The organism is Streptomyces apocyni (assembly GCF_009739465.1).
Classification (GTDB): domain Bacteria; phylum Actinomycetota; class Actinomycetes; order Streptomycetales; family Streptomycetaceae; genus Streptomyces; species Streptomyces apocyni.
This window is the reverse complement of record NZ_WHOM01000066.1, coordinates 37,288-62,961: the sequence shown is the minus strand read 5'-3', so window position 1 is coordinate 62,961 and position 25,674 is coordinate 37,288. Positions and strand designations below refer to the sequence as shown.

Here is a 25,674-nt window from a genome sequence, read left to right as displayed (position 1 = left end):
ACTGACAATCCCTCGGGCGATCCCGCGATCACGGTGCGCTGAGGGGATTGGCGACCGTGCCGTGGACCGCGGCGTGCGGGCGCTCGGAGCGGTCGCGGTAACCGTCGAGGTGCAGCCGGTTGCGGTTCAGGCACAGGCGCTCGATGCGTGGGGTGAGCAGGTCGAAGAGCTCGAAGCGCTCCTTCAGCTCGGGGAAGCGGGCCTGGTGGCGGAGGATCTCGGCACGGACGAGAGCCCAGAAGTCGACTTCCCGGACCCCCAGCTGCTCCTCACACAGCGGCGCCAGGTAGCGGAACACACCGATGAACAGCCCTGAGTGGATGAACTGGGTGAGGAAATCGGCGGGCTCGGTCAGCAGGGTGGCGCGTACGTCGGCGGGCATCGCGTCGTGCTCGGGCAGCGGCTGGGCGCTGACGTTGACATCGTCGACGAAGTCCTTCATCGCCAGCCGCACGGGGACGTCCTCGGCGTCGAAGACGACGATCGCGTTCTCACCGTGCGGTGAGAAAACGGTTCCGTAGCGGTAGAGGAAGTGCAGCAGCCCGGGCAGTAACGCGGCGAAGAGCCGACGCAGCCAGACCTGCGGGGCCAGCCCCGAGCGTGCGACGAGCTCCGCGGTGAACGCGCGGCCCTGGGTGTCAGTGTGCAGCAGGGAGGCCAGCGTACGGGCCCGCTCGCCGGGCTCCAGGTAGCGGCTGAGCGGCTCGCGCCAGATTGTGCCCAGCAACTCCTTGTACTGGTACGGCACCTCGGGGACCCGGTCGTAGACCGGGTGCTGGACGGTGACCGACGCCACCTCGCCGAGCAGCACGATGCGGCAGACGTCGCGGAGGAAGGGGTCGGCGTCCCGCAGAGCGTGCACCCATGCGGTGACGGCGGGCGCGGCGAGGGTCCGCTCGGTGGGCAGCCCGCGCCAGACAAGGGTGTTGAGCACGGACAGTGGCAGCTTGACGGTGTGCCGGTCCGGGCGGGAGAGGTTGAGGAACGTACGAATGGACTGCTGGGGCAGCCGCAGATCGTTGTCAGTGGGGAGTGGGACGATGTCATCGGCGGCCACGGACGGGGCGAACAGCGGCAGGATGACCTCGTCCCACTGCCACGGGTGCACGGGGAGATAGAGGTACGCGGCCGGGTCGAGGCCGCGGCTTCGCAGGGCGGCGGTGAAGGAGGTGCGGGTCGGTGCGTCCAGTTCTCGGTGGTAGAGCGCGTCAGGGGTGTCGAGGCCGCTGACACCGCGGTACGTGGCGAGTGTGCGGCGTACCGCGATCCAGGGCAGTCTGGCGGGCCTGCGTGCCTCGGGTGCCCAGTGGGCGGTGTCCTGGGCCGAGAAGCCCAGGCGCCCCTTGTTGAGTACGAGCCAGGGGTGGCCGCACTGGTGCCCTTCGAGCTGTGCGTAGCCGAGGTCGGCGAGGTCCGCGACGGTGCGGGCGGTGTGGTCGATGCGGGCGTCGGCGGCCAGCGTGGCGTTCAGTTCGCGCAGGAGATGGCCGAAGGTCGCACCGTCGAGGCCCAGGGTGTTCCGGGCGAGGGCGAGGAAACGCAGCGGGTCGGCGAAGGGGACCGCTGGGGCCGGGGGGTCCTGCGGGCTGTGCGGCGGGCGCAGGGTGACGGAGCTCGGGTCGACACGCCAGCTTCCGTACGCGCCACGGCGGGCTCGGAAGGTCAGCTCGGCCGCGTCGTCGAGACGGAGCAGGTAGCGGTCTTGGTCGGCTTCCGATGCCGATGCCGATGCCGATGTCGATGTCGATGTCGATGGGGAGTCTGATGCCGGTTCGGGTGCCGGGACCGGGCGGATGATCTCTTCGTAGGCGAACTCACCGAGCAGTTTGCCGAGCAGACGGCGGGCGGCCAGGTCCCATGCGGCCCGGTTCAGTTCCGGCGGGTCGTACAGCGTGGGCGGGTCGTGGGGCACGGGCTGGTGATACAGCGCGGGCGGTTCTCCCGAATCGTGGGCGGCGGGGGAATTCTGCACGGGGACTCCGGTATCAGAGGGCGCGAAGCGCCCGTTCGACGGGCGGTGACAGGAGCGGCGGGGTGGGCACCCATCCGGCCAAACGGCCAGGAGGACCGCTTAGAGCACATGGCGCAGCGCACGGTCGCGGACCATCAGTGCCGCGCGCTTGTCGGGAAGGTCCAGCTCGGCGGAGAGCCGGAAGCCAGCGCTCAGAAAGGCCGAGACGGAGGGGGTGTTCCGCAGGTCGGGTTCGGCGACGACCCGGGCGCAGTGCGGGCGGTGGTCGAGAACGAGGTCGGCGACGGCTCGCAGCAGTATGCCGCCCAGACCCCGGCCGCGGTCCGCGATGGCACCGATCAGCAGGTGGATTCCCGTGTCGTGCGGGCGGGTGGGGTAGTAGCGGGCCAGCGGGTCCAGGTCGGCGCGGTAGATCTCCCAGTAGCTCATCGGGGTGCCGTCGAGTACGCCGAGGCAGGGGACGCTGCGACCGTCGCCGTCGCGCTGGGCGCGGAGATGGGCGGCGGTGACGGCTTCGTCCCCGGCGAGTTCCCAGAAGGCGGCCACGGCCGGGTCGTTCATCCAGCGGCTGATCAACGGCAGGTCGCGTTCGATGCGTACGGGCAGGAGCCGGAAGGTGCCCGCCGCGGTGCTGGCCGCGCTCCATTCGGTGATGCCGTCGAGCAGGTCACCGTCGAGCAGGTCACCGTCGGGCGTGTCACCGTCGGGCGGGGCGCCGGGTGGCCGCTCCGGCCGCGGCCCGTCGTCGTCCGGGTGCGCGGCCAGGAGCGCGAGGAGTTCTTCCCGCATCCGCAGGTCGAGCGTGTCCTCACTGTCGGTGCTCGCGTCACTGTTGGTGCGCGCGTCGGTGGGAGGCACGGGGACGCTCCTCTCCCAGGGTGAGGTGGGTCAGGGTCGGGACGGACGGGGCGAGTCGTGGAGCGGGTTGGCGATCGTGACGTAGACGGACTGGGTGTCGACCGGACCGACCAGCTCGTCGAGACCGTGGAGCCGCGTCAGCAGATTGGCCTTGCAGCGCAGTACGGGTGAGTCGAGGAGCAGCGAGGGCAGCGGCGACGCGAGCCGGTCGGGGCCGGTGGCGGCGTCGCCGAGGAAGCGCCGGAAGGCGGCCAGCAGCAGATGCTCGTCGGCGAGCCGCTGGGAGCCGAAGGCGCCGATGAGCCCGAGCACGTTGTTGATGCCCAGGTAGTAGGCGAAGCGCTCGTCGGTGACCTGGTCGGGGACGAAGGTGTCGCTGCGCTCTCCAATGCCGGGAAGCCGTCGGTCGAGTTCCGCGCGCCGCGAAGCGCGGAAGTAGTAGCCCTGGTTGTCGCGGTAGCGGCCGCCCACGGGCCAGCCGTCGGAGTCGAGCAGGACGAGGGTGTTCTGCTGGTGGGCTTCCAGGGCGACGCCGGCCTCGCTGTCGAGCCAGAGCACGGGACGTACCACCTGCTCGAGATAGCGCATGAACCACTCGGCGGCCACGGCGCTCGCGGGACGGCCGGTGCGCGCGGTGAGCCCCGTGACGATGGTCGCGAGGCGTGAGCGCATCGGGGCGCGGCCGTCGGGGGCGGGGTGCGGCGTCGGCCGGGGTGAGATGAGTCCGGCGACACAGCAGGCGTCGTCGGCCGGGGTGAACGGGTTGTGCCGGATCATCGCGTCAAGCCCGGCCAGTGGGGCGCCGTCCGGGCCCTGTACGCCCAGCCAGGCCGGGTCGCGGATGATGTCGAACCGCGGATGGGCGGCCTGCCACTCTTCGGCGAGGCCGCTGCGCAACAACCGGTGGACCTCCACACCACGGAGTAGCTCCTTGTGGAGGTTCTCCCGGCGGGAGTTGGTGATGCGCAGGCCCAGCGAGAGCTTGAGCATGGCGGGCGCGCCGGAGCGGTAGAGGGTGCGCACCGACGAGGTGGGATGCCAGGCGTCACCGTGTGTGCCGAGGTCGCGGAGCAGTCCGGCGTCCAGGAGGGCGGCGATCTCCGGCCGGTGCAGCAGCTCGCGGGCCTGCCAGGGGTGCAGCGGCAGCGCGGCCCGGCCACCCCGCAGGTCGAGGCCGGGACCGGCGAGGCGCTCGGTGAGCTGCGGTGCCGTGACGGTGCGGCCGCGTTCGGTCCAGGCGGAGTCGGCCGCGAGTACGGAGGGGTCGACGGCCATCCAGCGCAGCGGGAACGCGCCGCGCAACTCGGGTGAGTAGGCGCGGGATTCGGACTCGGAGAGCCCTTCGCGGCTCTTGGGCGTCGGGTGCAGCGGGTGGCCAAGGAGCAGGGACTGCTCGGCGGTCAGGAAGAGGTCTTCGGCGTCCTCTCCGTACGGGGGGCGGCTTCTGCTGTCGACGAGGAACTCGGCGGTCCTGCGGACCGAGTCGGCGACCCGGCCGACCAGGTCTCCCCCATCGCCGCTCCCTCCGCTTTCCCCGCCCTCCCCGCTCTCCGCGCCTTCCCGCGCCGCCTCGCGGCCCAGCAGCGCGGCGGTGGTGACCGCGTCGGCGGGGGGCGATCCGGGCGGGCCGCTCTCGATGACGGCCGGTCCGAAGCGGTGCCAGCCGGTCGGCGACCAGTAGCGCACCGGGACGAGCAGCGCGGTGCCGCTGGCCTCCAGCGGGATACGCAGCACGCCAGGACCAGGACCAGGGCCGGGGCCGGGGCCGGGGCCGGGGGTGTCGGGCGCCGGGTAGTTCTTCTCCCGTACCCAGCACCGCAGGAGGTTCTCCACCGCCGCGGCCTCCGCCGCGGTCCGCGGATCCGGGTGTTCCAGAAGATCGGCGTGCGCGGGCACCCGGCCGACGGCTGCGCGGGCGTGGGCCGCGTCATGGCCACCGCCCGCCTGCCGTGGGACCGTCCCCGGGTCCGCCACCAGCGGCGTGGGCGTCCCGTGTGCTCCGTGCGGCTGGGTGTCGGAGCGGCCGTCGGGTGTGGGGTTGCGGTTCAAGAGCTGTTCCTTGTGCGGTGATGAGGGACGTCGAGCTCGTTCGGTCGGTGTCTGACGGGCTTCGCGCCCGGGCTACCCGTGGTGGTCGCGCGCCGCGCTGGCCACCGCGTCGGCCAGGCGGTCGAGCACCGCCGCGGCCTGTTCGTCGGTGAGGGTGAGCGGAGGCAGCAGCCGTACGACGCTGGAGTGCCGCCCGCCGAGCTCGACGATCAGCCCGCGCCGCAGGCACTCGCGCTGGACGGCGGCGGCGAGGGCCGGTGCCGCGGGAGGCTGCCCCGGCACCGCGTCGTCGTGGCACGCGGGCTCCCTCAGGGGGTCGACCAGTTCGACCCCGATCATCAGCCCCCGGCCGCGGACGTCCCCGACGCACGGGTACGTGGCGGCCAGGCCCTGCAACTGGCCGAGCATCCGCGCCCCGATGAGCCCGGCCCGCTCCGCGAGGCCGTTCTCCCGGACGTACGCGAGGGTCGCCGCGCCCGCCGCCATGGCGAGTTGGTTCCCGCGGAACGTACCGGCGTGCGCCCCCGGCTCCCAGACGTCCAGATCGTCGCGGTACACCACGACGGCCAGCGGGAGGCTGCCCCCGATCGCCTTGGACAGCACCAGCACATCGGGCACGATCCCGCTGTGCTCGACGGCCCAGAAGGCTCCGGTGCGTCCGACGCCGGTCTGTACCTCGTCGGCGATCAGCGGAATGGAGCGGTCCGCGGTGAGTTTCCGCATGCGGCGCAGCCAGCGGTCCGGCGCGGGGTTCACGCCGCCCTCGCCCTGGACGGGTTCGAGAATCATCCCGGCGGGGGCGGGCATCCCGGACTTGGGGTCGTCGAGCAGCGACTGGGTCCAGCGGGCGGCCAGTTCAGCGCCGCGCTCCCCGCCGACCCCGAACGGGCAGCGGTAGTCCTGCGGATACGGCAGCCGGGTGACCCGTACGTCCCGCGCGCCAGCGGACGCCTCCAGTGCGCCCGCCGTCATGCCGTGGTACGCGCCGGTGAAGGCGAGCAGCCCGTCGCGTCCGGTCGCCGTACGGACGAGTTTCAGGGCCGCCTCGACCGCGTCCGTACCGGCGGGGCCGCAGAACTGCACCCGGGCCCGGTCGGCCAGTTCCCCTGGCAGGGTGGCGAACAGTTCCGTGATGAACGCGTCCTTCACCGGTGTGGCCAGGTCCAGGACCTGTAGCGGCGCCTCCGAGTCCAGGACCTTCCTGATCGCCTCCAGGACCACAGGGTGGTTGTGCCCGAGCGCCAACGTCCCCGCACCGGAGAGGCAGTCCAGATAGCGCCGCCCGTCGGCACCCTCGATCGTCATCCCCCGCGCGCGTACGGGCACGATCGGCAGGGCCCGCGCGTAGGTGCGCGCGGCCGACTCGCGCAGCGACTGCCGCCGCAGAATCGCCTCCTGGGCCGCGCCGTCGGGTGACGCGGGGGGTGCGGTGGGCGGCCCCGCGGGCGCCTGCTCGGTCACGGACACGACGGTGGGTCCTCCAGGAGTACTAGGCGGCTGCGACGGAGAGTTGGGCGCTGCCGGTGCACGGGGCAGGCGCGGACCGGAGCAGGGGGAGGACGCGCGCCGCAGGTCCCCCGTACGTACCAACGACGCTGAAGCCGGAGGATCACGGGCACGGCGAAGATCCTTGCCGTGATCCTTGCCGTGACAGAACCGTTGCGGACCCGTCGGCAGTCCCCGATAGGGCCGTCATAGTGTGTGGGTGCTCAACAGCCCATGAAGTCCGCCGCAGTCCAGGGGGAGATCTCACCATGCGTCCTATTCGCCCACTCTTGTCCGTTCGCCGAGGGAGTGGCGCGCGTCGCAGAGCCTTCCCCGTTCCGGCCGTGGTCGCCGCGTGCGCCGCACTCGCCCTGACGGCGACGGCCTGCGAGTCCGACGACAACGCCGGTGACAAGGCGGACGACCAGCCCTCGGCCTCCGCCCCCGCCGACTCGGGCAGCGACCCGATCACGATCCCGGACGACCTGAAGGACAAGCTCAAGGACCACGGGATCGACCTGGACAAGTGGCGGGACGGCGCCTGGAAGGACTGGAGCAAGGAGAAGTGGCTCCGCGAGGCGGAGGACTACGTCAACCCGATCATCAAGGACCTGTGGGACCAGGACCGGATGCGGGACGCCGACAAGACCCCCGACAAGCCGGTCGATGACGACATCTCCGGTGACGAGAGCGTGACCGACCCGACTCCCGCGCCCGTCCAGGCGCAGGAGGTGGCGACTCCGTACCACGACAACGCCCCGGCGGCGGGCAAGCTGTTCTTCGACACGCCCCAGGGCAAGGCGGTCTGCTCCGCCACGGTGGTCGCGGACCCGGCGAACCCCGGCAAGTCCAACATGGTCTGGACGGCGGGCCACTGCGTCCACGCGGGCCAGCAGGGCGGCTGGTTCCGGAACATCGTCTTCGTCCCCTCGTACAACGACTCCGGGAAGTCGCTCGCCGAGCTCAAGAACGGGGAAGCGACGAAGGAGCAGGTCGCTCCGTACGGCTCCTGGTGGGCCGACTGGGCGCAGACGTCCGAGCAGTGGATCGAGCAGGGCGCCGCGACCGGCGGCCGGGGTGCTCCGTACGACTTCGCGGTGATGCACGTCAAGCCCGAGAACGGCGGCGGCAAGTCCCTTGAGGAGACGGTGGGCGCGTCGCTTCCGGTGGAGTTCAAGGCTCCCGCGGTGCCGGAGATGGACAGCATCACGGCGACCGGCTACCCGGCGGCTCCGCCCTTCGAGGGCCAGAAGGAGTTCTCCTGCACCGACAAGCCCGGCCGGCTGTCGCTGAAGAAGAACGACCCGACGATGTACCGCATCGGCTGCACCATGACCGGCGGTTCCTCCGGCGGCGGCTGGGTCGCCAAGGGCCAGGACGGCAAGCCCGCACTGGTCTCCAACACCTCCATCGGCCCGGTGACCGCCGGGTGGCTGGCGGGCCCGCGCCTCGGCGACGAGGCCAAGGGCATCTTCAGCGCGGTCAGCGACAAGTTCGCCAAGTAGGGCCTGACCCAAGCGCGTACGGTCCGCGGATCACGGGGACACGGCGCGGACAGGCCACGGTTACGGCGGCGGGGCTCTCCACATGATCGGCACGGCCCCGCCGCCGGCCGCCCACAACTCGCCCGGCATAGTGGAATCTCGCGTCTCAGCGCCGGGCACCGAAGTAACACTTCGAGTGACGCGAGCATGACACATAGGCACCTCACGCAGCATCAACCTATCGGGGGTTAACGCACCATGAGATCCATACGTCCAGCCCTGGCAGCGGTGTCGATCGCCGCGGCCCTGGCCCTGACCGCGACCGCCTGCGGGTCGAGCGACGACAAGGCGTCCGACAAGGCGTCCGACAAACCGGACGCCACCGCGAGCGCGGCCGGTGACTCCGGCAACGACGGCGGCGACAGCGACGGCAACGGCGACGACGGCCTGGAGCTTCCTTCGGACGTCACCGACCGGCTCAAGGAGAAGGGCATCGACGTCGACAAGTGGAAGGAGGGAGGCTGGAAGAACTGGGACAAGGACACCTGGCTGCGTGAGGCGAAGGACTTCGCCAACCCGGTCATCGACGGCCTGTGGGACCCCGAGCGCATGCACGACGCCAAGGACCCGGACAACACGATCAGCGCCCAAAGCACCAGCCAGGGCGGCACCGACGCCACCCCACGCCCCGTCACGGCGAAGCGGGAGAAGACCCCGTACCACAAGAACTCCGCCGCGGTCGGCAAGATCTTCTTCGACTCCCCCAAGGGATCGATGGTCTGCTCGGGCACCGTGGTGAAGGACCCGCGCAACCCGGGCAAGTCCAACCTGGTGTGGACCGCGGGCCACTGCATCCACGCCGGCGGTAAGGGCGGCTGGTACCGCAACATCATGTTCGTCCCGTCCTACAACGACCAGGGCAAATCCCCGGCCGCGCTGCGCAGCGCCGACCCCCGGCAGGTGGCTCCCTACGGCCAGTTCTGGGCGACCTGGGGCGCGACCTCCGGCGCCTGGATCAAGCAGGGCGGCACCAGCCAGGCGGCCTGGTCGCAGGACTACGCCGTGCTGAAGGTGAGGCCCGGCAAGAAGTCCCTTGAGGAGACCGTCGGTACCGCGCTCGAGGTCGACTTCTCCACCCCGTCGGCGCAGAGCGTGCGCGCGATGGGCGCCTGGGGCTACCCCGCGGCTCCGCCGCACAACGGCGCGCTGATGTACAAGTGCATCGACCGTCCGGGCCGCCTCACGATCGCTCCGGGCACGGCCACGATGTACCGCATCGGCTGCACCATGACCGGTGGCTCCTCCGGTGGCGGCTGGTTCCACAGGAAGTCCAACGGACAGCTGGCGCTGGTGTCGAACACCTCGATCGGCCCGGCTGGCGGCAGCGGTTGGGTCGCTGGCCCCCAGCTCGGCAGGGGCGCCAAGCAGATCATGAACGCGGCGAGCAAGAAGTGAGCCAGAAGTAGCGGCCAGCATCCAGTAGCCGTACGAGAACGCCGAAGGCCCGCCCCGACCGGGGCGGGCCTTCTTGGCGTTACGCGGACAGGCGGAGAGACTCCCTAGCGCTTGGCGGGTACGAACGTCATCAGCTCCGCGGCGAGCTCCTCATGCACCCGCGCCTTGAGCAGCGTGCCCTCCGCGAGGTGCTCCTCGGAGATCACCTCGCCCTCGGCGTGCGCACGCGAGACCAGCGCGCCCTGCGTGTACGGCACCAGAGCCTCGATCTCGATCTGCGGCCGCGGCAGTTCGACGTCGATGAGCGCGAGCAGCTCGCCAATGCCCTGGCCGGTACGCGCCGACACCGCGATCGCGTGCTTCTCGATCCGCAGCAGCCGCTGCAGGACGAGCGGATCGGCCGCGTCCGCCTTGTTGATCACCACGATCTCAGGGACGTTCGTGGCGCCCACATCGCGGATGACCTCGCGTACGGCGGCCAGCTGCTCCTCGGGGGTCGGGTGTGCGCCGTCCACCACATGCAGGATGAGATCGGACTCGCCGACCTCCTCCATGGTGGAGCGGAACGCCTCGACCAGGTGATGCGGCAGGTGGCGTACGAACCCGACCGTGTCGGCCAGGGTGTACAGCCGCCCGCTGGGCGTCTCGGCCCGGCGCACGGTCGGGTCGAGGGTGGCGAACAGGGCGTTCTCCACCAGGACGCCCGCGCCGGTGAGGCGGTTGAGCAGGGAGGACTTTCCGGCGTTGGTGTAACCGGCGATGGCGACCGACGGCACCTTGTTGCGCTTGCGCTCCTGGCGCTTGATCTCGCGGCCGGTCTTCAGCTCCGCGATCTCCCGGCGCATCTTCGCCATCTTCTCGCGAATCCGCCGCCGGTCCGTCTCGATCTTGGTCTCACCGGGACCACGGGTGGCCATACCGCCGCCACCGCTGGACCCGCCGCCGCCCATCTGACGGGACAGCGACTGACCCCAGCCACGCAGCCGCGGCAGCATGTACTGCATCTGCGCCAGCGCGACCTGCGCCTTGCCCTCTCGGGACTTGGCGTGCTGGGCGAAGATGTCGAGGATCAGGGCGGTGCGGTCCACCACCTTGACCTTGACGACGTCCTCAAGGTGGATGAGCTGACCCGGGGAGAGCTCACCGTCACAGACCACGGTGTCAGCCCCGGTCTCGAGCACGATGTCACGCAGCTCCTGGGCCTTGCCTGACCCGATGTACGTGGCCGGGTCGGGCTTGTCGCGGCGCTGGATCACGCCGTCGAGCACCAGCGCGCCCGCGGTCTCCGCGAGGGCCGACAGCTCCGCGAGGGAGTTCTCGGCGTCGTACACGGTGCCCGAGGTCCACACGCCGACGAGCACCACACGCTCCAGGCGGAGCTGGCGGTACTCGACCTCGGTGACGTCTTCGAGTTCTGTGGAGAGCCCGGCCACGCGGCGCAGCGCCGCGCGCTCGGAGCGGTCGAGCTGGTCGCCGTCCCGGGCTCCGTCGTTCTCGTGGCTCCAGGCGACGTCCTCTTCCATCAGGGCATCGGCCCGAAGTCCTTCGGGGAGGTTCTGCGCGGCGTTCTGCGCGTCCTGTGCGTCCTGGGAAGGGGAAGAAGAGGAGGTCATTGGGTCCTTAGGTCGTTCGCGCCGATGGCTTGTCGCATCGGCTGGGATGTCAGTGTCGTCAACGTACGAGGTGGCCCGGAGATTCCCCGGGTCCGGCCGTGCCGTCGGTCCGACGCCTTGCGACGCCTTGATGGTCGCACGACACGCCTCGTCTCGTCACCTGACTTATACCCCGGAGGAGGCGGGCGACGCGGACGACGCGGTGGAGACCGCCGAGGTCTTCCAGTCCGGGTGCCCGGGCATCGGCGGCGTGGTCGGGGCGTACAGCCACTCCTGGAAGAAGTCGCCGAGGTCACGGCCCGCGACCCGCCCCGCCATCCGCACGAAGTCCGCGGTGCTCGCGGACTGGTCGGCGTACGTGCGCACCCACCGGCGTTGCAGGCGGTCGAAGGCGGACTGCCCGATCTCCTGCCGCAGGGCGTAGAGCACCAGCGCGCTGCCGTCGTAGACGACCGCCCGGAACAGGCTGATCTTGTGTCCTGGCTCGGGCTGCTTCGGGGCCGCGGGCGGGCCGCCCCGGGCGCGCCACTCGTCGGACTTCTGGTAGGCATGCCGCATCCGGGCCTGTAGTGACGGCCCGTCCCGCTCTTCCGCGTAGAGGGCCTCGTACCAGCTGGCATGCCCTTCGTTGAGCCAGAGGTCGGACCAGCGGCGGGGGCTGACGCTGTCACCGAACCACTGGTGCGCCAGCTCATGGATCATGATCGATTCGACGTACCACTCGGGGTACTCGGGGCGGGTGAACAGCGACTTCTCGAACAGCGACAGGGTCTGGGTCTCCAGGGCGAAGCCGGTCTTGGCGTCGGCCAGCAGCATCCCGTAGGTCTCGAAGGGGTAGCGGCCCACCTTCCGCTCCATCCAGGCCACCTGCTCCGGGGTCTTCTCCAGCCAGCGCTCCAGGCTCGCGCGGTCCTTGGCCGGGACGACGTCACGCAGCGGCAGTCCGCCAGGTCCGGTGCGGCGCACCACGGCGGAGCGGCCGATGGAGACCTGCGCCAGCTCGGTGGCCATGGGGTGGCGGGTGCGGTAGGTCCAGGTGGTGGTCCGCTCGCCGTGGTGTCGCGTGGTGGCCAGTCCGTTCGCGACGGCGGTGAGGTGCTTGGGGGCGGTGATACGGAAGGTGAAGTGGGCCTTGTCCGCTGGGTGGTCGTTGCACGGGAAGACCCGGTGGGCGGCGTCGGCCTGGTTGGCCATGGCCAGCCCGTCGGCGGTACGGATCCAGCCGCCGTCTGACCCGGCCGCCGGGTCGCTGGTGTGCCGTACGGTGACGCGCATCGCGCCGCCGGGGCCGATCGGGGTCTTCGGGGTCAGGACCAGGTCCTCGCCGACGCTCTCGTGGCCCGCTGGGGCGCCGTTGACATCCACGGAGTGCACGGTGCCGCGCGCGAAGTCGAGGTTGATCCGGTCGAGCCGGTCCGTGGCCCGCGCGTCGATCTTGGTGATGGCGTCCAGCGGCTTGCGGTGGTCACCGCGGTACGTGAGGGCGATGTCGTACGAGGTGACGTCGTACCCCGGGTTGCCCAGGTGCGGGAAGAGCGGGTCGCCGATGCCGAGCGGGACGGCGGCGGGCGCGGGCAGGCTCGCGGCGAGCAGCGACGCGGAGGCGACGGCGAGCAGAGCGGCCCTGATCCGGGGCGAGAGCAACATGCACCACGGCTATCAGCGCACGTCGCCTTCGCCGCGACGGCGCGCGCCGCGCCCACTCGAACGGGGGCGGCCGGGGCTACTGCGTTGCCGTCGCCGAGTGCTGGGCACGTCCCACGTCGTACACACCCGCCACCTTGCGCATCGCGCGCATCAGGGAGGGGAGCAGGGCGGCGTCCGGGAGTTGCAGGGTGTACGTGTGGCGGACCCGTCCCTCGGTCGGCGGCTCCACGGTCGCCGAGACGATCTCCGCGCCCTCCAGGGCGATGGCTTCGGTGAGGTCGGCGAGCAGATGGGGCCGTCCGAAGGACTCGGCGAACAGCGTCACCCGGCACTCGGCGGTGTCCTCGGGGGCCGCCCAGCGGACGCCGACGGGCTCGCGGCCCGCGGTGGCCATCCGCTGCACGGCTGGGCAGGTCACCCGGTGCACGGTGACCACACCGCCGCGCACCGCGAAGCCGGTCACCGCGTCGGGCGGGACCGGCGTACAGCACCCGGCGAGGCGCACCGTCGCGCCGGGCAGGTCGGCCATGGCGCTGGGCCGCGCGGGCCGGGTGGCGGCCGCGTTGCCGTGCGAGGGCCTGGCGGCGGCCCCAGCGCCCAGGGCTCCCGGGCCTCCCGGGGCTCCAGGGGCTCCCGAGGTGCCTGCGGGAAGGCTGAGCTGCCGGTCATCGGCGGTGCGGGCGGCGGTGTCCGAAGCCGCGGCGGCCGGGTGGGCGGCGAGCCAGCGCCGGATCGCGATCCGGGCGGCGGGCGTACGGGTGTGGTCCAGCCAGTCGGGCGAGGGCCCGGAGCCGGTCTCCTGCGGGGCGAGCAGGAGTTGCACCGTGTCGCCGTCGCGGAGCACCGTACTGAGCGTCGCCAGGCGGCCGTTGACCCGGGCGCCGATGCAGCTGTGCGCGTCCTCGCCGTACTGGGCGTAGGCGGCGTCGACGCAGCTCGCGCCCGCAGGCAGGCCGAGGGTGCCGCCGTCGGTGCGGTAGACGGTGATCTCGCGGTCCTGGGCGAGGTCCTCGCGTAGCGAGGACCAGAAGGCGTCCGGGTCGGGGGTCGCCTGCTGCCAGTCAAGGAGACGGGAGAGCCAGCCGGGGCGGGTGGGGTCGGCGCGCTCGCCGTCACCGCGCTCGCCGTCACCGGGCTCCTCGGCGCCGGACGTGTACGGGTTGCCGAGCGCGACGACGCCCGCCTCGGCGACCTTGTGCATCTGGTGCGTACGGATGAGGACTTCAGCGACCGAGCCGTCCGGACGGGCGACGGCGGTGTGCAGCGACTGGTACAGGTTGAACTTGGGGACGGCGACGAAATCCTTGAACTCCGAGATGACGGGCGTGAAGCAGGTGTGCAGCTCACCGAGCACGCCGTAGCAGTCCGCGTCCTCGTTCACCAGGACCAGGACGCGGCCGAAGTCGGCGCCGCGCAGCTCGCCGCGTTTGATCCGTACCCGGTGCACGGAGACGAAGTGCCGTGGTCTGATCAGGACTTCGGCCTCGATCCCGGCCTCGCGCAGCACGGCCCGCATCTCTTCGACGATGTCCGCGAGGGGGTCGTGGCGTGCGGTGTTCTCGCTGATGAGGGCCTGGGTCCTGGCGTAGTCCTCGGGGTGCAGGATCGCGAAGACCAGGTCCTCGAGCTCGGTCTTCAGGGCCTGCACGCCAAGCCGCTCGGCGAGGGGGATGAGGACGTCCCGGGTCACCTTGGCGATCCGGGCCTGCTTCTCGGGGCGCATCACTCCGAGGGTGCGCATGTTGTGCAGCCGGTCGGCCAGTTTGATGGACATCACCCGGACGTCGTTGCCGGTGGCGACGAGCATCTTGCGGAAGGTCTCCGGCTCGGCGGCGGAGCCGTAGTCGACCTTCTCCAGCTTGGTCACGCCGTCGACGAGATAGCAGACCTCGGCGCCGAACTCCGCGCGCACCTGATCGAGCGTCACTTCGGTGTCCTCGACGGTGTCGTGGAGCAGCGACGCGGTGAGGGTCTTGGTCTCGGCGCCCAGCTCGGCGAGGATCAGCGTCACGGCGAGGGGGTGGGTGATGTACGGTTCGCCGCTCTTGCGCATCTGTCCGCGGTGCGAGGACTCGGCGAGGATGTAGGCGCGGCGCAGGGGGTCGAGGTCGGCGTCCGGGTAGTAGGCGCGATGGGCTTCGGCCACATGGCCGATGGCGGCTGGGAGCCGCCCCCGGGACGTCGTACCGAGCAGCGCGGCCCGTCCCAGCCTGCGCAGGTCGATGCGGGCGCGGCCGCGCCTGCGGGATGGCGCGGGGCTCGGGGGGTTCGGGGGGTTCGCTGGGCTTTCCCTCGCCGCCGCTTCCCCTGCCGCCTGGTCCGAGGCGCCTTGCGCCGCCCCGTTGGGTTCCGTACTCATGGGCACCTCCCGCAGCTCGACCGGCGGCGGGGCGGGCGGCGGCATCCCCCGACCGGGCCGGTGCTTGATGCTACCGAGCCCATCATGTGCCACTCACCGGCTCTCGCCCAGCATGAAACGGATCACCCATTCGAGCGAAGGTTCAGGGGATGAGGGTTGCGAACCACTCCTTGGAGATCTCACCCTCCGCGACGATGACGGCGGGGCCCGTCATCTCGATCGTGCCGTCCGGCCGCTCGGTGATCACCAGGCGGCCGCCCGGCAGGTCCACGGTGTACGACACCGGGGTACCGGTCACCGCGGGGTCGACGCCGTCCCGCCGGGCGGCGGCGACGGCCACCGCGCAGGCGCCCGTGCCGCAGGAGCGGGTCTCGCCGGAACCGCGCTCGTGCACCCGCATCGCGACATGGCGCTCGCCACGGTCGACGACGAACTCGACGTTCACCCCGTCCGGGTAGACGGCCGCGGGGCTGATGGACGGCGCGGTGAACAGGTCGCCCGCGTGGTCGAGGTCGTCGACGAAGGCCACGGCGTGCGGATTGCCCATGTTCACGTTCCGGGTGGGCCAGGTGCGCTCACCGACCGTCGTGGCCGCCTGCTCTTCGGGGAGCAGAGCCCGGCCCATGGAGACGGTGATGTCGCCATCGCTGGTGCTGCCTTCGGCGCCCTTGGCGACATGGACGCGCTTGACGCCGCCGCGGGTCGCGATGGCCAGGTCGCCCGCCGTGGTGTGCCCGGCGTACTGGAGGTAGCGGGCGAAGACCCGTACACCATTGCCGCACATCTCGGCGATCGAGCCGTCCGCGTTGCGATAGTCCATGAACCACTCGGCTTCGCCCGCCATGGCGCTGGCCTCGGGGTGCGCGGCGGAGCGGACCACATGCAGCAGGCCGTCGCCGCCGATCCCGGCCCGGCGGTCGCAGAGTGCGGCTACGGCGGCCGGGGGCAGGTCGATGGCGTTGTCCGGGTCGGGGACGATCACGAAGTCGTTCTCCGTACCGTGCCCCTTGAGGAAGGCGATCCGCGTGCTCATTCCTCGATCGTACGGGGTCGCTACGACAGTCCCCGAAGGCCGTAGCCCGCGGCCCGGAGCCCGGGCCCCGTAGCCCCGGACCCGTGTCAGCGGAGCCGGGCCACCCGCCACACGGCGAGCACCGCGACGGCGCCGACCATCAGGGTGTACGCGGCGATCACCCGCCAGTCCGGACGGCGCCCGGAACCACGGCCCGGCAGCCCCGGCCAGGTGAGGCCGACGCGACGGCCGGCCATCATGGCCCAGCCCGCGGCGCAACAGCTCAGCAGCAGGCCGAGCATGGCCACCACCGCGCCACCGTCGCCGAACTCGAAGGCCAGCGGGAAGGCGAACATCAGGGAGCCGACGGTCGCGAGCACCACGATCGGCGCGGTCTGCCAGATGCGCATCCTGCGCTGCGGCCGCAGCTCGACCTCGACCTCGTTCGCGGACGCCGCGGCGGCCTCGTCGGTGTCGTCCGGGCCGTCGTCGACGACGCCGGTCGTCTCAGGACCGTCGGGACTCAGCTGTCCCTGGTCCTCATGTGCGGTGTCGCGAGGGCTGGCCTCCATCGCCACGCGCCCTCCCAACTCGGACTCCACTGGCTCGATTGAAGCTCGATGATGGCACGCCCCCGCTGGCCGCGATGACCGCCGGAGCGTCCCGATGCCATGACGTGATCAGGCTGTAACCGCTCGTTCGACCAACGTCAGCGCCTGTGCCGGGAGTTCCCGTCGGTCCGCGGCACCGCCGCTGAGCCACTGCACGCGCGCGTCACGGCGGAACCAGGAGTCCTGGCGGCGGGCGAAGCGCTTGGTGGCCCGTACGGTCTCGGCGCGCGCCTCGTCCTCGCCGCACTCGCCGGCGAGCGCCGTGAGTACTTGCTGGTAGCCGAGCGCGCGGGACGCCGTACGGCCCTCGCGCAGGCCCTGCTCCTCCAGTGCCCGCACCTCGTCCACGAGGCCCGCGTCCCACATCCGGTCAACGCGCGTCGCGATGCGCTCGTCGAGCTCGGGGCGGGCGACGTCGACGCCGATCTGGATCGTGTCGTAGACCGCGTCATGGCCGGGGAGGTTCGCGGTGAACGGCTGCCCGGTGATCTCGATCACCTCAAGGGCGCGGACGATACGTCGGCCGTTGCTCGGCAGGATCGCCTTGGCCGCCTCGGGGTCGGCGGCGGCCAGCCGGGCATGCAGCGCGCCGGGGCCGCGCAGAGTCAGCTCCTCCTCCAGGCGAGCGCGGACCACGGGGTCGGTGCCAGGGAACTCCAGGTTGTCGACGGCCCCGCGGACGTAGAGGCCGGAGCCGCCGACCAGGATCGGCCAGCGGCCGTCGGCGAGCAGCCGGTCGATCTCGGCGCGGGCCAGTTTCTGGTACTCGGCGACGCTCGCCGCCTCGGTCACGTCCCAGATGTCCAGGAGGTGGTGCGGTACGCCGCCGCGTTCCTCGGGGGTCAGCTTGGCGGTACCGATGTCCATCCCTCGGTAGAGCTGCATGGAGTCGGCGTTGACGACGTCGCCGCCGAGTCGCTGGGCGAGGAAGACGCCGAGGTCCGACTTGCCGGCCGCGGTGGGGCCGACGACGGCGATGACCCGGGGGGTGGAAGCTGCGGTACTCACCTCCCCAGTCTCGCAAACCACGAGCATTCCCCCGAACGAGCGACGTGACACCACGGGCTCCGCGTCGTTGCCTGTTGCGAGGTTCTGGCCGCCGGTTGTGAGGACCGGAGCCCCGGGCGACGCAATGGGACGCTTCGGGTGGCGCGGAATTTCGCCCACACGAACAGCATCTGGAGTAGATATGGGCGTTTTTGCACGGTTCCGCCGCAAGGCCAAGGACGCGGACGAAGCGTCAACCAGCGAGGAGCCTGCGGCCACTCCCACGGCTGAGTCCCCGGTGAACGCCGATGACGCGACCAAGGACTCGAAGGACTCAGCGGACTCAGCGGACTCAGCGGACTCAGCGGAATCCTCCGAGCCGGTGAAGTCCGCGGAGCCTGCGGGGTCCACGGAGCCTGCGGGGTCCGCGAAGCCCTCGGAGTCCGGGGCCGAGAGCAAGGACGAGGACGAGGGCGACAAGGCGGCCGCCGAGCAGCCCGCGGACACCTGCGCCACAGCGGCCGAAGGAGTCGAGATCCCCAAGCAGCAGTCGACGGACAAGGCTGCCGACAGCGAGGTGGCCGAGGGCGCCGCCAAGTAGGCCAGCCGCCGCCTGACCAGCACCGGGACGGCCGTGGGGCTCGAAGACAAGCCCTCACGGCCGCCGCGGCGCGCTGCCAGCGCCTTGGACCTAGGACCAGGCCGCGACCAGATACCCCACGCCGTACGGAGCGTCGTCGTACAGCAGTTGGCCACGCGGCGAGGCGCCATCCGCCGCGCCCGCGAGCACCTGCCACGGCGCCCGGCCCGCCGCCTTCAGTTCGGCCGCCAGTCCCGCGTCGATGTCCACGAGCGCCGCCACGTCCACGGCCCCGAGCGCACGGGCTGCCTCGGCGTCGAAACCGGCCGCCCGCTCATCCAGATACCCCGGCGCCTTGAGCGTGCGGCAGGCACTGCCGTCACCCATCACCAGCAGGGCCACCCGCTCGGCCTGTGCCGCGATCTCGCCGCCGACCCGCGTGCACCGCTCGGTAGCGAGAGTCTCCTCCACACCGAGCCCTTCGACGGGCGACGCGGACCACCCGGTGCGGTCCAGCAGCCAGGCGGCCACCGCGAGCGCTGGCGGAAGCTCCCTCTCCGGGGACTCCCGCGGCGGGGCCGCCACCCCGAGCCGTACGTCGAAGGGCACACCAAAGCCCCGGAACGAACCCCGGGCACCCTGCGGATACGCACCCCGACCGCTCCGCTCCGCGGGCCCGACGACGACCAGACGGTCCGGCCGGGCCGCCGCCAGCACCCCGACAGCGTCGGTACAGGCCGCCCGCGCGGCGTCGAGTTCCGGTGCCGCGCCCGCGGCGACCTCGGGAACCAGGAGGGGCGGACAGGGACAGACGGCTGCGGCGACAAGCATGATCGGGAGCTTAAGCCCTGGGTCTTACGACGCCGAGCCCCACTCCACCGCGCGGCCCCGGTGCGCCGTCACCCGACCATCGGGCGCCTAGCTCCCCTCGTCCCGGCACCGGGCACCGTGCCCGCCGCAGTGCTGCCGCTCAGTCGATGGCGCAGCCGCCGGTCGCCGCGGGCAGCGGCTCCGGAACGCCCACCTGGGGCAGGCCAAGCAGGACACCGGCGGGCTTGTCGGCAGGCGCCGTGTCCGCGGAGTTGCGCTTCTCCCAGGCGTCGCCCGCGCGGGTGCGGCGTACCGCCAGCGGCTGGCCCTCGGCGAGGAGGTGGTGCGGGGCGGCGTAGGTGATCTCGACGGTGACCACGTCGCCGGGGCGTACCTCCTGCTCCGGCTTGGTGAAGTGCACCAGGCGGTTGTCGGGCGCGCGCCCGGAGAGGCGGTGCGTTGCGCCGTCCTTGCGGCCCTCGCCCTCGGCGACCATGAGGTCCAGAGTGCGGCCGACCTGCTTCTTGTTCTCCTCCCAGGAGATCTCCTCCTGGAGCGCCACCAGGCGCAGGTACCGCTCCTGGACGACCTCCTTGGGGATCTGGTTCTCCATCTCCGCGGCCGGGGTCCCGGGCCGCTTGGAGTACTGGAAGGTGAAGGCGCTGCCGAACCGCGCCTCGCGCACGACGTGCATCGTCTGCTCGAAGTCCTCCTCGGTCTCGCCGGGGAAGCCCACAATGATGTCGGTGGAGATGGCGGCGTGCGGGATGGCGGCGCGCACCTTCTCGATGATCCCCAGGTAGCGGTCCTGGCGGTAGGAGCGGCGCATGGCCTTGAGGATGGTGTCGGAGCCGGACTGCAGGGGCATGTGCAGCTGCGGCATCACGTTCGGGGTCTCGGCCATGGCCTCGATCACGTCGTCCGTGAAGTCACGGGGGTGCGGCGAGGTGAAGCGGACCCGCTCAAGGCCCTCAATACGGCCGCAGGCGCGCAGCAGCTTGCTGAAGGCCTCGCGGTCGCCGATGTCGCTGCCGTACGCGTTCACGTTCTGCCCGAGCAGGGTGATCTCGCTGACGCCCTCGGCGACCAGCGCCTCGACCTCGGCGAGGATGTCGCCGGGGCGGCGGTCCTTCTCCTTGCCGCGCAGGGCGGGGACGATGCAGAAGGTGCAGGTGTTGTTGCAGCCGACGGAGACGGAGACCCAGGCGGCGTAGGCGCTCTCACGGCGGGTGGGCAGCGTCGAGGGGAACGCCTCCAGCGACTCCGCGATCTCGACCTGCGCCTCTTCCTGTACGCGGGCGCGCTCCAGGAGCACCGGCAGCTTGCCGATGTTGTGCGTGCCGAAGACCACGTCGACCCAGGGGGCCCGCTGGACGATGGTGTCGCGGTCCTTCTGCGCGAGGCAGCCGCCCACGGCGATCTGCATGCCGGGGCGCTTGGTCTTCATCGGCGCGAGCCGCCCGAGGTTGCCGTACAGGCGGTTGTCGGCGTTCTCGCGGACCGCGCAGGTGTTGAAGACGACGACGTCGGCGTCGCCGTCGGCGTCTTTGGGGGCGCGGACGTAACCGGCGCCCTCCAGGAGACCGGACAGCCGCTCGGAGTCGTGGACGTTCATCTGACACCCGTAGGTTCGGATTTCGTAACTCTTGGATCCCTGAACGTCCACTGCGAGGCTCCGGTCGCTGCTGCTGGTCATTCGTCCAGGGTAAGCGTTGACGGTGTACGCGACGGACGGCCCGGTGCCTTGGTCCGGTGGGCCAGCCGGTGGGCAGGTCACAGGGCAGGCCTGAGGCACTCATGCTCTCTTGTGGTTACTCAGAAACCATAGGAGAGTGAACGCTGACGTCGAAGAACGCACTTCTCAGTAAACGCACTTCTCAGTGAACGCCTTCTCAGTAGCGGGAGAACCTGATGGTGACCAAGCAGTTCAGGGGCTCACCCGAGGAAGCGGACCTCAGCCGCGCGGATTCCCTGGCGCGGGAGATCTTCTCCGACGTCGCCAACAAGTGGGCGTTCCTGATCATCGAGACGCTCGGTGAACGCACCCTGCGCTTCAGCGAACTGCGGAACGAGATCGAGGGCATCAGCCACAAGATGCTCACGCAGAACCTGCGCATGCTGGAGCGCAACGGCCTGGTCGAGCGCACCGTGCACCCCACGGTCCCGCCCCGGGTCGAGTACGTCCTCACCGAGCCGGGCCAGGGCCTGCGCGCGACCGTCGACGGAATGTGCGCCTGGACCCACACCTACCTCGGCCACATCGAGGCCGCCCGCCGCCGCTTCACTGCCTGACGCCCGTCCGGAAAGCCGTCCTCGACGCCCACGCGGCGGGGAGGCTGTGAGGTCGGGCATAAGGCCTGTGCGCGGGCGGCCCGAGCTGACAGGATCGCGGGTATGTTCCCGGCAATCCCCCGCTTCGGCCGACGCCGTGCCTTCCAGGGCGCCGCCCTGGCGCTGGCCGTGTTCGGACTGCTGGTGTGGGCGCTGCTCCCGGCTGAGAAGTCGCCGGAGGGCAAGGTGATCTTCAGTACGGGTGTGGAGCGCGGGGTGTACGAGCGCTACGGCCAGCTGCTGCAGAAGGCCGCCGCGCGCGATCTGCCCGATCTGCGCATCCGCCTGCGGGGCAGCGAGGGATCGCAGCAGAACGTGGAGCGGGTGGCGACCAGCAAGGCCGACTTCACCATCGCCGCCGCCGACGCCGTCGACCAGTACCAGCGGGACGGCCTGCCAGGCGCCGACCGGCTGCGGGGCTGTGTCCGGCTGTACGACGACTACGTACAGCTGGTCGTGGCCAAGGACTCGCCGGTACGCGAGACCGCGGACCTCCAGGGCCGGAAGGTGGCCGTCGGACAGCCCGCCTCAGGGGTGCGGCTGATAGCGGAGCGGGTGCTGCGGGCGGCCGGGCTCGATCCCGTGCGGGACATCGAGCCGGTCTCCAGTGGGATCGGCCGGGCCACCGAGCAACTGGAGCGGGGCGACATCGACGCGTTCTTCTGGTCCGGCGGGCTACCGACGACGATCATCCGTGAGATGTCGGAGCGGGTCGACATCCGGCTGATCCCGCTGGGCGACCTGGTGGACGAACTGCACCGCCAGGGCGGCGTATCCCGGTACTACCGGGCCGCCGTGATGCCCGCCGACGCGTATCCCGCGGCACAGGTCGGCACCCCCGTACCCACACTCGCCGTGGCGAACCTCCTGGTCACCACGGACCGGGTGGACCCGGCGCTGATCGAGGGCCTGACCCGTACGGTCATCGACAGCCGGGACCACATCGGGTCACAGGTGCACGCGGCGCAGCTGGTTGACCTGCGGACCGCGATCTACACGGACCCGCTCGCGCTGCACGACGGGGCGCGCCACTACTACCGCTCGGTCAAGCCGTAGGCCCCGTCACCTCAGGCCCGGTGGCCTGGCCCAGTGACCTCAGCCCTCCTCTCAGCCCCTCACCGCGCCTCCGTGGGGCGGCTGCGCGGCACCGTCAAGGTCACGCACAGGCCGCGCGGGGCGTGGTGGGCGTAGTGGATCGAGCCGCCGCCCGCGGCCAGCAGAGCTCGGGTGATGGACAGGCCGAGGCCCGAGCCCGTGACGTTCTGGTGGCGGTTGCTGCGCCAGAAGCGGTCGCCGACCCGGGTCAGCTCGTCGTCCGTGAGCCCAGGGCCGCCGTCGGTGACGGTGATCGTGGAGGTGCTGCCGTTGGAGGCGGTCGTGACGGTGACGGTTTCGCCTTCGGGGGTGAACTTCAGGGCGTTGTCGATCACCGCGTCCAGCGCGCTGGAGAGGGCGATCGGGTCGGCCCAGGCGGTGGTCGCGGCGAGGCCCTCGCAGGTCAGTCGTACCCCCTTCGCTTCGGCGACGGGGCGCCAGGCGGCGGCCCGTTCGGTGGCCAGCTCGCCGATGTCGGTGAGCTGGAGGTCGGCTCCAGCATGCTCGGCGAGCGCCAGGTCGAGCAGGTCGTCCAGTACCCGCGCGAGCCGCTTGCCCTCCGTACGGACCGAGGCGATTTCCTCGTTCCCGTCGGGCAGTTCCAGGGCGAGCAGTTCGATACGGAGCAGCAAGGCGGCCAGCGGGTTGCGCAACTGGTGCGAGGCGTCGGCGACGAAGGCACGCTGTTGTTCCAGTACGTCCTCGACGTTGTCGGCCATCTCGTTGAACGACCGGACCAGGCTGCGTAGTTCCGGCGGACCGCCAGCGGCTGGCACCCGGGAGGTGAACCGTCCGGTCGCGATGTCGTGTGTGGTCGCGTCGAGGGTACGTACGGGCCGCAGCACCCAGCCCGTGAGCCGCAGCGCGGCGCCGATGGCGAGGAGCATCGCGGCGGCCTCACCGGCACCGATCAGCAGCCAGCCGCGCAGGATCTGCGAACGCATCTTGCCGGTGGGCGAGTCGGTGACGACGACCGCCACCACATCGCCGTCCAGGATCACCGGCGACGCGATGTACAGCCGCTGGCGCTGCCAGGGCCAGACCTGCTCGGAGTCCTGCCTGCTGTTGCTGTAGCGGGCCTGCTCGAAGGCCTTGTCGGCCTCCTCGGCGCGGAGGAAGTCCGCGTTGGGTTCGGCGGCCATCAACGTGCCATCGCGGTAGATCACGGCGGACCGGATGCCGTACACCTCGTAGTAGCGCTTGAGTTCGCGTTCCAGCCGCTTGAGCCGCTCGCCCTTGCCTGCCCGGCGGGAGCCGGTCGGGCCCTCCATGACGAACTGGGCGTGCCCGGCGAAGCGCGCGGTGTCGTCGATACGGTCCACCACGATCCGCTGCTGCTGAGCGGCGGCCAGGCTCACCCCGAGGGGAAAACCGAGCGCGAGCAGTACGCCCGCCATGAGGACGATGAGCAGCGGGAGCAGCCGATTGCGCACCAGGGGCCCTAGGCGGGCGGGTCGACGAGCCGGTAGCCGACGCCACGTACCGTCTCGATCAGGGCGGGCATCCGCAGCTTGGAGCGCAGCGAGGCGACATGCACCTCCAGGGTGCGCCCGGTCCCCTCCCAGCTGGTGCGCCACACCTCGCTGATGATCTGCTCACGGCGGAAGACCACACCGGGCCGCTGCGCGAGCAGCGCGAGCAGGTCGAACTCCTTGCGGGTCAGCGCGACGCACTCGCCCTCGACGGTGACCCGCCGCGTGGGGAGCTCGATCGCCACCGGGCCGAGCACCAGGGAGCTGTCACCGGACGCGGCGGCGTCCTCGGCGGCGTTGCGCCGGCTGACCGCGTGGATACGGGCGAGCAACTCGCCGGTGTCGTACGGCTTGACCACGTAGTCGTCGGCGCCGAGGTTGAGGCCGTGTATGCGGCTGCGTACGTCCGACCGCGCGGTCACCATGATGACCGGGATGGTGCTGCGATTGCGGATCTTGCCGCAGACCTCGTAGCCGTCCTGGTCGGGCAGGCCCAGATCGAGCAGGACGACGCCGAACGGCGGCTTGTCCGCCTGCCCTCCGCCGTGCCCGCCGCTGGGCCCAGCGCTGTGACGATCGCTCGGCAGCAGGGCCTGCAGCGCCTCCTCGCCGTTGCGGGCATGGACGACGTCGAAACCGTGCCGGGCCAGGATCGCGGAGAGGGCGGCGGCCACATGGTCGTCGTCCTCGACGAGCAACAGTCTCATTCCGGCCCCCTTCGGTTCATCACTCGTTCGGTCGACCCTGACAGGGTGCACCCTCAGGTCGTACATACATTCTCAGGTGCCGATCTCAGGTGCCGACAGGCATGCACTCTGGCATCCACGCCGATCAGCAAGGACCGCGTCAAGTGCGTTCCGATTACAGGGTCGTTCCGTTATGTAACCGGCACGGAGCGGAGCGTCCCGTTCACGCGGTGTGTCCGGTTGCGGCCGGATCGTTATGCTCAATTTCCCCTCAGATGTAATGACGCTGGTCGCACCGGGTTACTACTGTCCTCCCAACCGAGGAGGATGGAGCAACAAGCCGATGACCGATGTATCGGCGACCAAGGACGCCGTACCGGCGACCGACGAACTGGTCGTGCTGAAGAACGTCAACAAGCACTTCGGCGCACTGCATGTGCTCCAGGACATCGACCTGACCATCGCCCGTGGCGAGGTCGTGGTCGTCATCGGACCGTCCGGTTCGGGGAAGTCCACACTGTGCCGCGCCATCAACCGCCTGGAGTCGATCGACTCCGGAAGCATCTCCCTGGACGGCAAGCCGCTGCCCGCCGAAGGCCGCGAGCTGGCGAGACTGCGCGCCGACGTCGGCATGGTCTTCCAGTCCTTCAACCTCTTCGCCCACAAGACGGTCCTGGAAAACGTCACGCTGGGACAGGTCAAGGTACGGAAGAAGGACAAGGCCGCCGCCGAGGAGACCGCCCGCGCCCTGCTTGACCGGGTGGGCGTCGCCAACCAGGCGGACAAGTACCCGGCCCAGCTCTCCGGTGGCCAGCAGCAGCGCGTCGCGATCGCCCGGGCGCTGGCGATGGAGCCGAAGGTGATGCTCTTCGACGAGCCGACCTCGGCCCTCGACCCGGAAATGATCAACGAGGTGCTTGAGGTCATGCAGCAGCTCGCCCGCGACGGTATGACGATGGTCGTGGTGACCCATGAGATGGGCTTCGCCCGCTCAGCGGCCAACCGCGTCGTCTTCATGGCCGACGGTCAGATCGTCGAGGAAACCACGCCGGACCAGTTCTTCACCAACCCCCGTAGCGACCGGGCCAAAGACTTCCTGTCGAAGATCCTTCACCACTGAGAACCGCACTACCGGGCACCGCGCCATCGAGCACCCGGCCCGCGTCCC

General features: G+C 71.0%; 20 protein-coding genes. 6 read left to right on the top strand and 14 right to left on the bottom strand.

The genetic code is table 11. From position 1 onward, the window contains the following. Positions 1-28: 28 nt before the first annotated feature. The 4 genes from GCN81_RS21940 to GCN81_RS21925 all read right to left on the bottom strand — a co-directional run bounded on the left by GCN81_RS21940 (position 29) and on the right by GCN81_RS21925 (position 6,346). Positions 29-1,972: an IucA/IucC family protein gene (locus GCN81_RS21940; protein ID WP_156726369.1), complete on the bottom strand. Its 1,944-nt coding sequence runs from the start codon at positions 1,970-1,972 to the stop codon at positions 29-31. A gap of 99 nt (positions 1,973-2,071) precedes the next feature. Further along, complete coding sequence (locus GCN81_RS21935) at positions 2,072-2,830, bottom strand: GNAT family N-acetyltransferase (RefSeq protein ID WP_407698004.1); 759 nt, start codon at positions 2,828-2,830, stop codon at positions 2,072-2,074. Between the two features lie 30 nt (positions 2,831-2,860). Next, a complete protein-coding gene (locus GCN81_RS21930) occupies positions 2,861-4,879 on the bottom strand; it encodes an IucA/IucC family protein (RefSeq protein ID WP_156726368.1) in 2,019 nt (672 codons plus the stop codon). A gap of 72 nt (positions 4,880-4,951) precedes the next feature. After that, positions 4,952-6,346, bottom strand: a complete 1,395-nt coding sequence (locus GCN81_RS21925; protein WP_156726367.1) for a diaminobutyrate--2-oxoglutarate transaminase family protein — start codon at positions 6,344-6,346, stop codon at positions 4,952-4,954. Positions 6,347-6,633: 287 nt separating this feature from the next. Between GCN81_RS21925 and GCN81_RS21920 the strand changes: the two genes are divergently transcribed. Both GCN81_RS21920 and GCN81_RS21915 read left to right on the top strand, forming a co-directional pair. Next, a complete protein-coding gene (locus GCN81_RS21920; RefSeq protein ID WP_197287747.1) occupies positions 6,634-7,869 on the top strand; it encodes a trypsin-like serine peptidase in 1,236 nt (411 codons plus the stop codon). Positions 7,870-8,106: 237 nt separating this feature from the next. Then, positions 8,107-9,303, top strand: a complete 1,197-nt coding sequence (locus tag GCN81_RS21915) for a trypsin-like serine peptidase (protein ID WP_156726366.1) — start codon at positions 8,107-8,109, stop codon at positions 9,301-9,303. Positions 9,304-9,407: 104 nt separating this feature from the next. Here the strand turns inward: GCN81_RS21915 and hflX are convergent, their stop codons facing one another. The 6 genes from hflX to miaA form a co-directional block, all read right to left on the bottom strand. Beyond that, positions 9,408-10,916, bottom strand: coding sequence for a GTPase HflX (hflX, locus tag GCN81_RS21910; RefSeq protein WP_156726365.1), 1,509 nt, complete (start codon positions 10,914-10,916; stop codon positions 9,408-9,410). Between the two features lie 165 nt (positions 10,917-11,081). After that, positions 11,082-12,563: a M1 family metallopeptidase gene (locus tag GCN81_RS21905; protein ID WP_156726364.1), complete on the bottom strand. Its 1,482-nt coding sequence runs from the start codon at positions 12,561-12,563 to the stop codon at positions 11,082-11,084. Between the two features lie 76 nt (positions 12,564-12,639). Further along, positions 12,640-14,922, bottom strand: coding sequence for a RelA/SpoT family protein (locus GCN81_RS21900; protein ID WP_156726363.1), 2,283 nt, complete (start codon positions 14,920-14,922; stop codon positions 12,640-12,642). Between the two features lie 142 nt (positions 14,923-15,064). Next, positions 15,065-15,955 carry a diaminopimelate epimerase gene (gene dapF, locus GCN81_RS21895; RefSeq protein WP_156726362.1) on the bottom strand — a complete coding sequence of 297 codons (891 nt, stop codon included), beginning with the start codon at positions 15,953-15,955 and terminating at the stop codon, positions 15,065-15,067. Positions 15,956-16,041: 86 nt separating this feature from the next. Continuing rightward, positions 16,042-16,506: a hypothetical protein gene (locus GCN81_RS21890; RefSeq protein WP_231626900.1), complete on the bottom strand. Its 465-nt coding sequence runs from the start codon at positions 16,504-16,506 to the stop codon at positions 16,042-16,044. A gap of 108 nt (positions 16,507-16,614) precedes the next feature. Continuing rightward, positions 16,615-17,580 (bottom strand): tRNA (adenosine(37)-N6)-dimethylallyltransferase MiaA, encoded by a 966-nt coding sequence (miaA, locus tag GCN81_RS21885; RefSeq protein WP_407698005.1) that lies wholly within the window; start codon positions 17,578-17,580, stop codon positions 16,615-16,617. 154 nt (positions 17,581-17,734) lie between these two features. Here miaA and GCN81_RS21880 point away from each other — a divergent pair, with 154 nt between their 5' ends. Beyond that, entirely contained in the window at positions 17,735-18,133 is a 399-nt protein-coding gene (locus GCN81_RS21880; RefSeq protein WP_156726360.1) for a hypothetical protein, read from the top strand. Positions 18,134-18,223: 90 nt separating this feature from the next. Here the strand turns inward: GCN81_RS21880 and GCN81_RS21875 are convergent, their stop codons facing one another. Then, positions 18,224-18,943: a class III extradiol dioxygenase subunit B-like domain-containing protein gene (locus tag GCN81_RS21875; RefSeq protein ID WP_156726359.1), complete on the bottom strand. Its 720-nt coding sequence runs from the start codon at positions 18,941-18,943 to the stop codon at positions 18,224-18,226. A gap of 139 nt (positions 18,944-19,082) precedes the next feature. Further along, entirely contained in the window at positions 19,083-20,618 is a 1,536-nt protein-coding gene (gene miaB / locus GCN81_RS21870; protein WP_156726358.1) for a tRNA (N6-isopentenyl adenosine(37)-C2)-methylthiotransferase MiaB, read from the bottom strand. A 215-nt stretch (positions 20,619-20,833) separates the two neighbouring features. Between miaB and GCN81_RS21865 the strand changes: the two genes are divergently transcribed. Both GCN81_RS21865 and GCN81_RS21860 read left to right on the top strand, forming a co-directional pair. Then, positions 20,834-21,214 carry a winged helix-turn-helix transcriptional regulator gene (locus GCN81_RS21865; protein WP_156726357.1) on the top strand — a complete coding sequence of 127 codons (381 nt, stop codon included), beginning with the start codon at positions 20,834-20,836 and terminating at the stop codon, positions 21,212-21,214. Between the two features lie 102 nt (positions 21,215-21,316). Beyond that, positions 21,317-22,309 carry a TAXI family TRAP transporter solute-binding subunit gene (locus tag GCN81_RS21860; RefSeq protein WP_156726356.1) on the top strand — a complete coding sequence of 331 codons (993 nt, stop codon included), beginning with the start codon at positions 21,317-21,319 and terminating at the stop codon, positions 22,307-22,309. A 59-nt stretch (positions 22,310-22,368) separates the two neighbouring features. Here GCN81_RS21860 and GCN81_RS21855 read toward each other — a convergent pair whose 3' ends face one another. Together GCN81_RS21855 and GCN81_RS21850 are read right to left on the bottom strand one after the other, a co-directional pair. Then, a complete protein-coding gene (locus GCN81_RS21855; RefSeq protein ID WP_156726355.1) occupies positions 22,369-23,781 on the bottom strand; it encodes a sensor histidine kinase in 1,413 nt (470 codons plus the stop codon). An 8-nt stretch (positions 23,782-23,789) separates the two neighbouring features. Beyond that, complete coding sequence (locus tag GCN81_RS21850) at positions 23,790-24,527, bottom strand: response regulator transcription factor (protein ID WP_156726354.1); 738 nt, start codon at positions 24,525-24,527, stop codon at positions 23,790-23,792. Positions 24,528-24,849: 322 nt separating this feature from the next. On the opposite strand from GCN81_RS21850, the gene GCN81_RS21845 reads away from it, so the two are divergent. Beyond that, positions 24,850-25,626, top strand: coding sequence for an amino acid ABC transporter ATP-binding protein (locus tag GCN81_RS21845; RefSeq protein WP_156726353.1), 777 nt, complete (start codon positions 24,850-24,852; stop codon positions 25,624-25,626). The last annotated feature ends 48 nt before the right edge of the window (positions 25,627-25,674 follow it).

What these genes read in the sequence shown, in the direction of transcription:
- GCN81_RS21920 (WP_197287747.1), top strand. Translation starts at nt 6,634, where the DNA reads ATGCGTCCTATTCGCCCACTCTTGTCCGTTCGCCGAGGGAGTGGCGCG.
- GCN81_RS21915 (WP_156726366.1), top strand. Translation starts at nt 8,107, where the DNA reads ATGAGATCCATACGTCCAGCCCTGGCAGCGGTGTCGATCGCCGCGGCC.
- hflX (WP_156726365.1), bottom strand. Translation starts at nt 10,916, where the DNA reads ATGACCTCCTCTTCTTCCCCTTCCCAGGACGCACAGGACGCGCAGAAC.
- GCN81_RS21905 (WP_156726364.1), bottom strand. Translation starts at nt 12,563, where the DNA reads ATGTTGCTCTCGCCCCGGATCAGGGCCGCTCTGCTCGCCGTCGCCTCC.
- GCN81_RS21900 (WP_156726363.1), bottom strand. Translation starts at nt 14,922, where the DNA reads ATGAGTACGGAACCCAACGGGGCGGCGCAAGGCGCCTCGGACCAGGCG.
- dapF (WP_156726362.1), bottom strand. Translation starts at nt 15,955, where the DNA reads ATGAGCACGCGGATCGCCTTCCTCAAGGGGCACGGTACGGAGAACGAC.
- GCN81_RS21890 (WP_231626900.1), bottom strand. Translation starts at nt 16,506, where the DNA reads ATGGAGGCCAGCCCTCGCGACACCGCACATGAGGACCAGGGACAGCTG.
- miaA (WP_407698005.1), bottom strand. Translation starts at nt 17,580, where the DNA reads ATGCTCGTGGTTTGCGAGACTGGGGAGGTGAGTACCGCAGCTTCCACC.
- GCN81_RS21880 (WP_156726360.1), top strand. Translation starts at nt 17,735, where the DNA reads ATGGGCGTTTTTGCACGGTTCCGCCGCAAGGCCAAGGACGCGGACGAA.
- GCN81_RS21875 (WP_156726359.1), bottom strand. Translation starts at nt 18,943, where the DNA reads ATGCTTGTCGCCGCAGCCGTCTGTCCCTGTCCGCCCCTCCTGGTTCCC.
- miaB (WP_156726358.1), bottom strand. Translation starts at nt 20,618, where the DNA reads ATGACCAGCAGCAGCGACCGGAGCCTCGCAGTGGACGTTCAGGGATCC.
- GCN81_RS21865 (WP_156726357.1), top strand. Translation starts at nt 20,834, where the DNA reads ATGGTGACCAAGCAGTTCAGGGGCTCACCCGAGGAAGCGGACCTCAGC.
- GCN81_RS21860 (WP_156726356.1), top strand. Translation starts at nt 21,317, where the DNA reads ATGTTCCCGGCAATCCCCCGCTTCGGCCGACGCCGTGCCTTCCAGGGC.
- GCN81_RS21850 (WP_156726354.1), bottom strand. Translation starts at nt 24,527, where the DNA reads ATGAGACTGTTGCTCGTCGAGGACGACGACCATGTGGCCGCCGCCCTC.
- GCN81_RS21845 (WP_156726353.1), top strand. Translation starts at nt 24,850, where the DNA reads ATGACCGATGTATCGGCGACCAAGGACGCCGTACCGGCGACCGACGAA.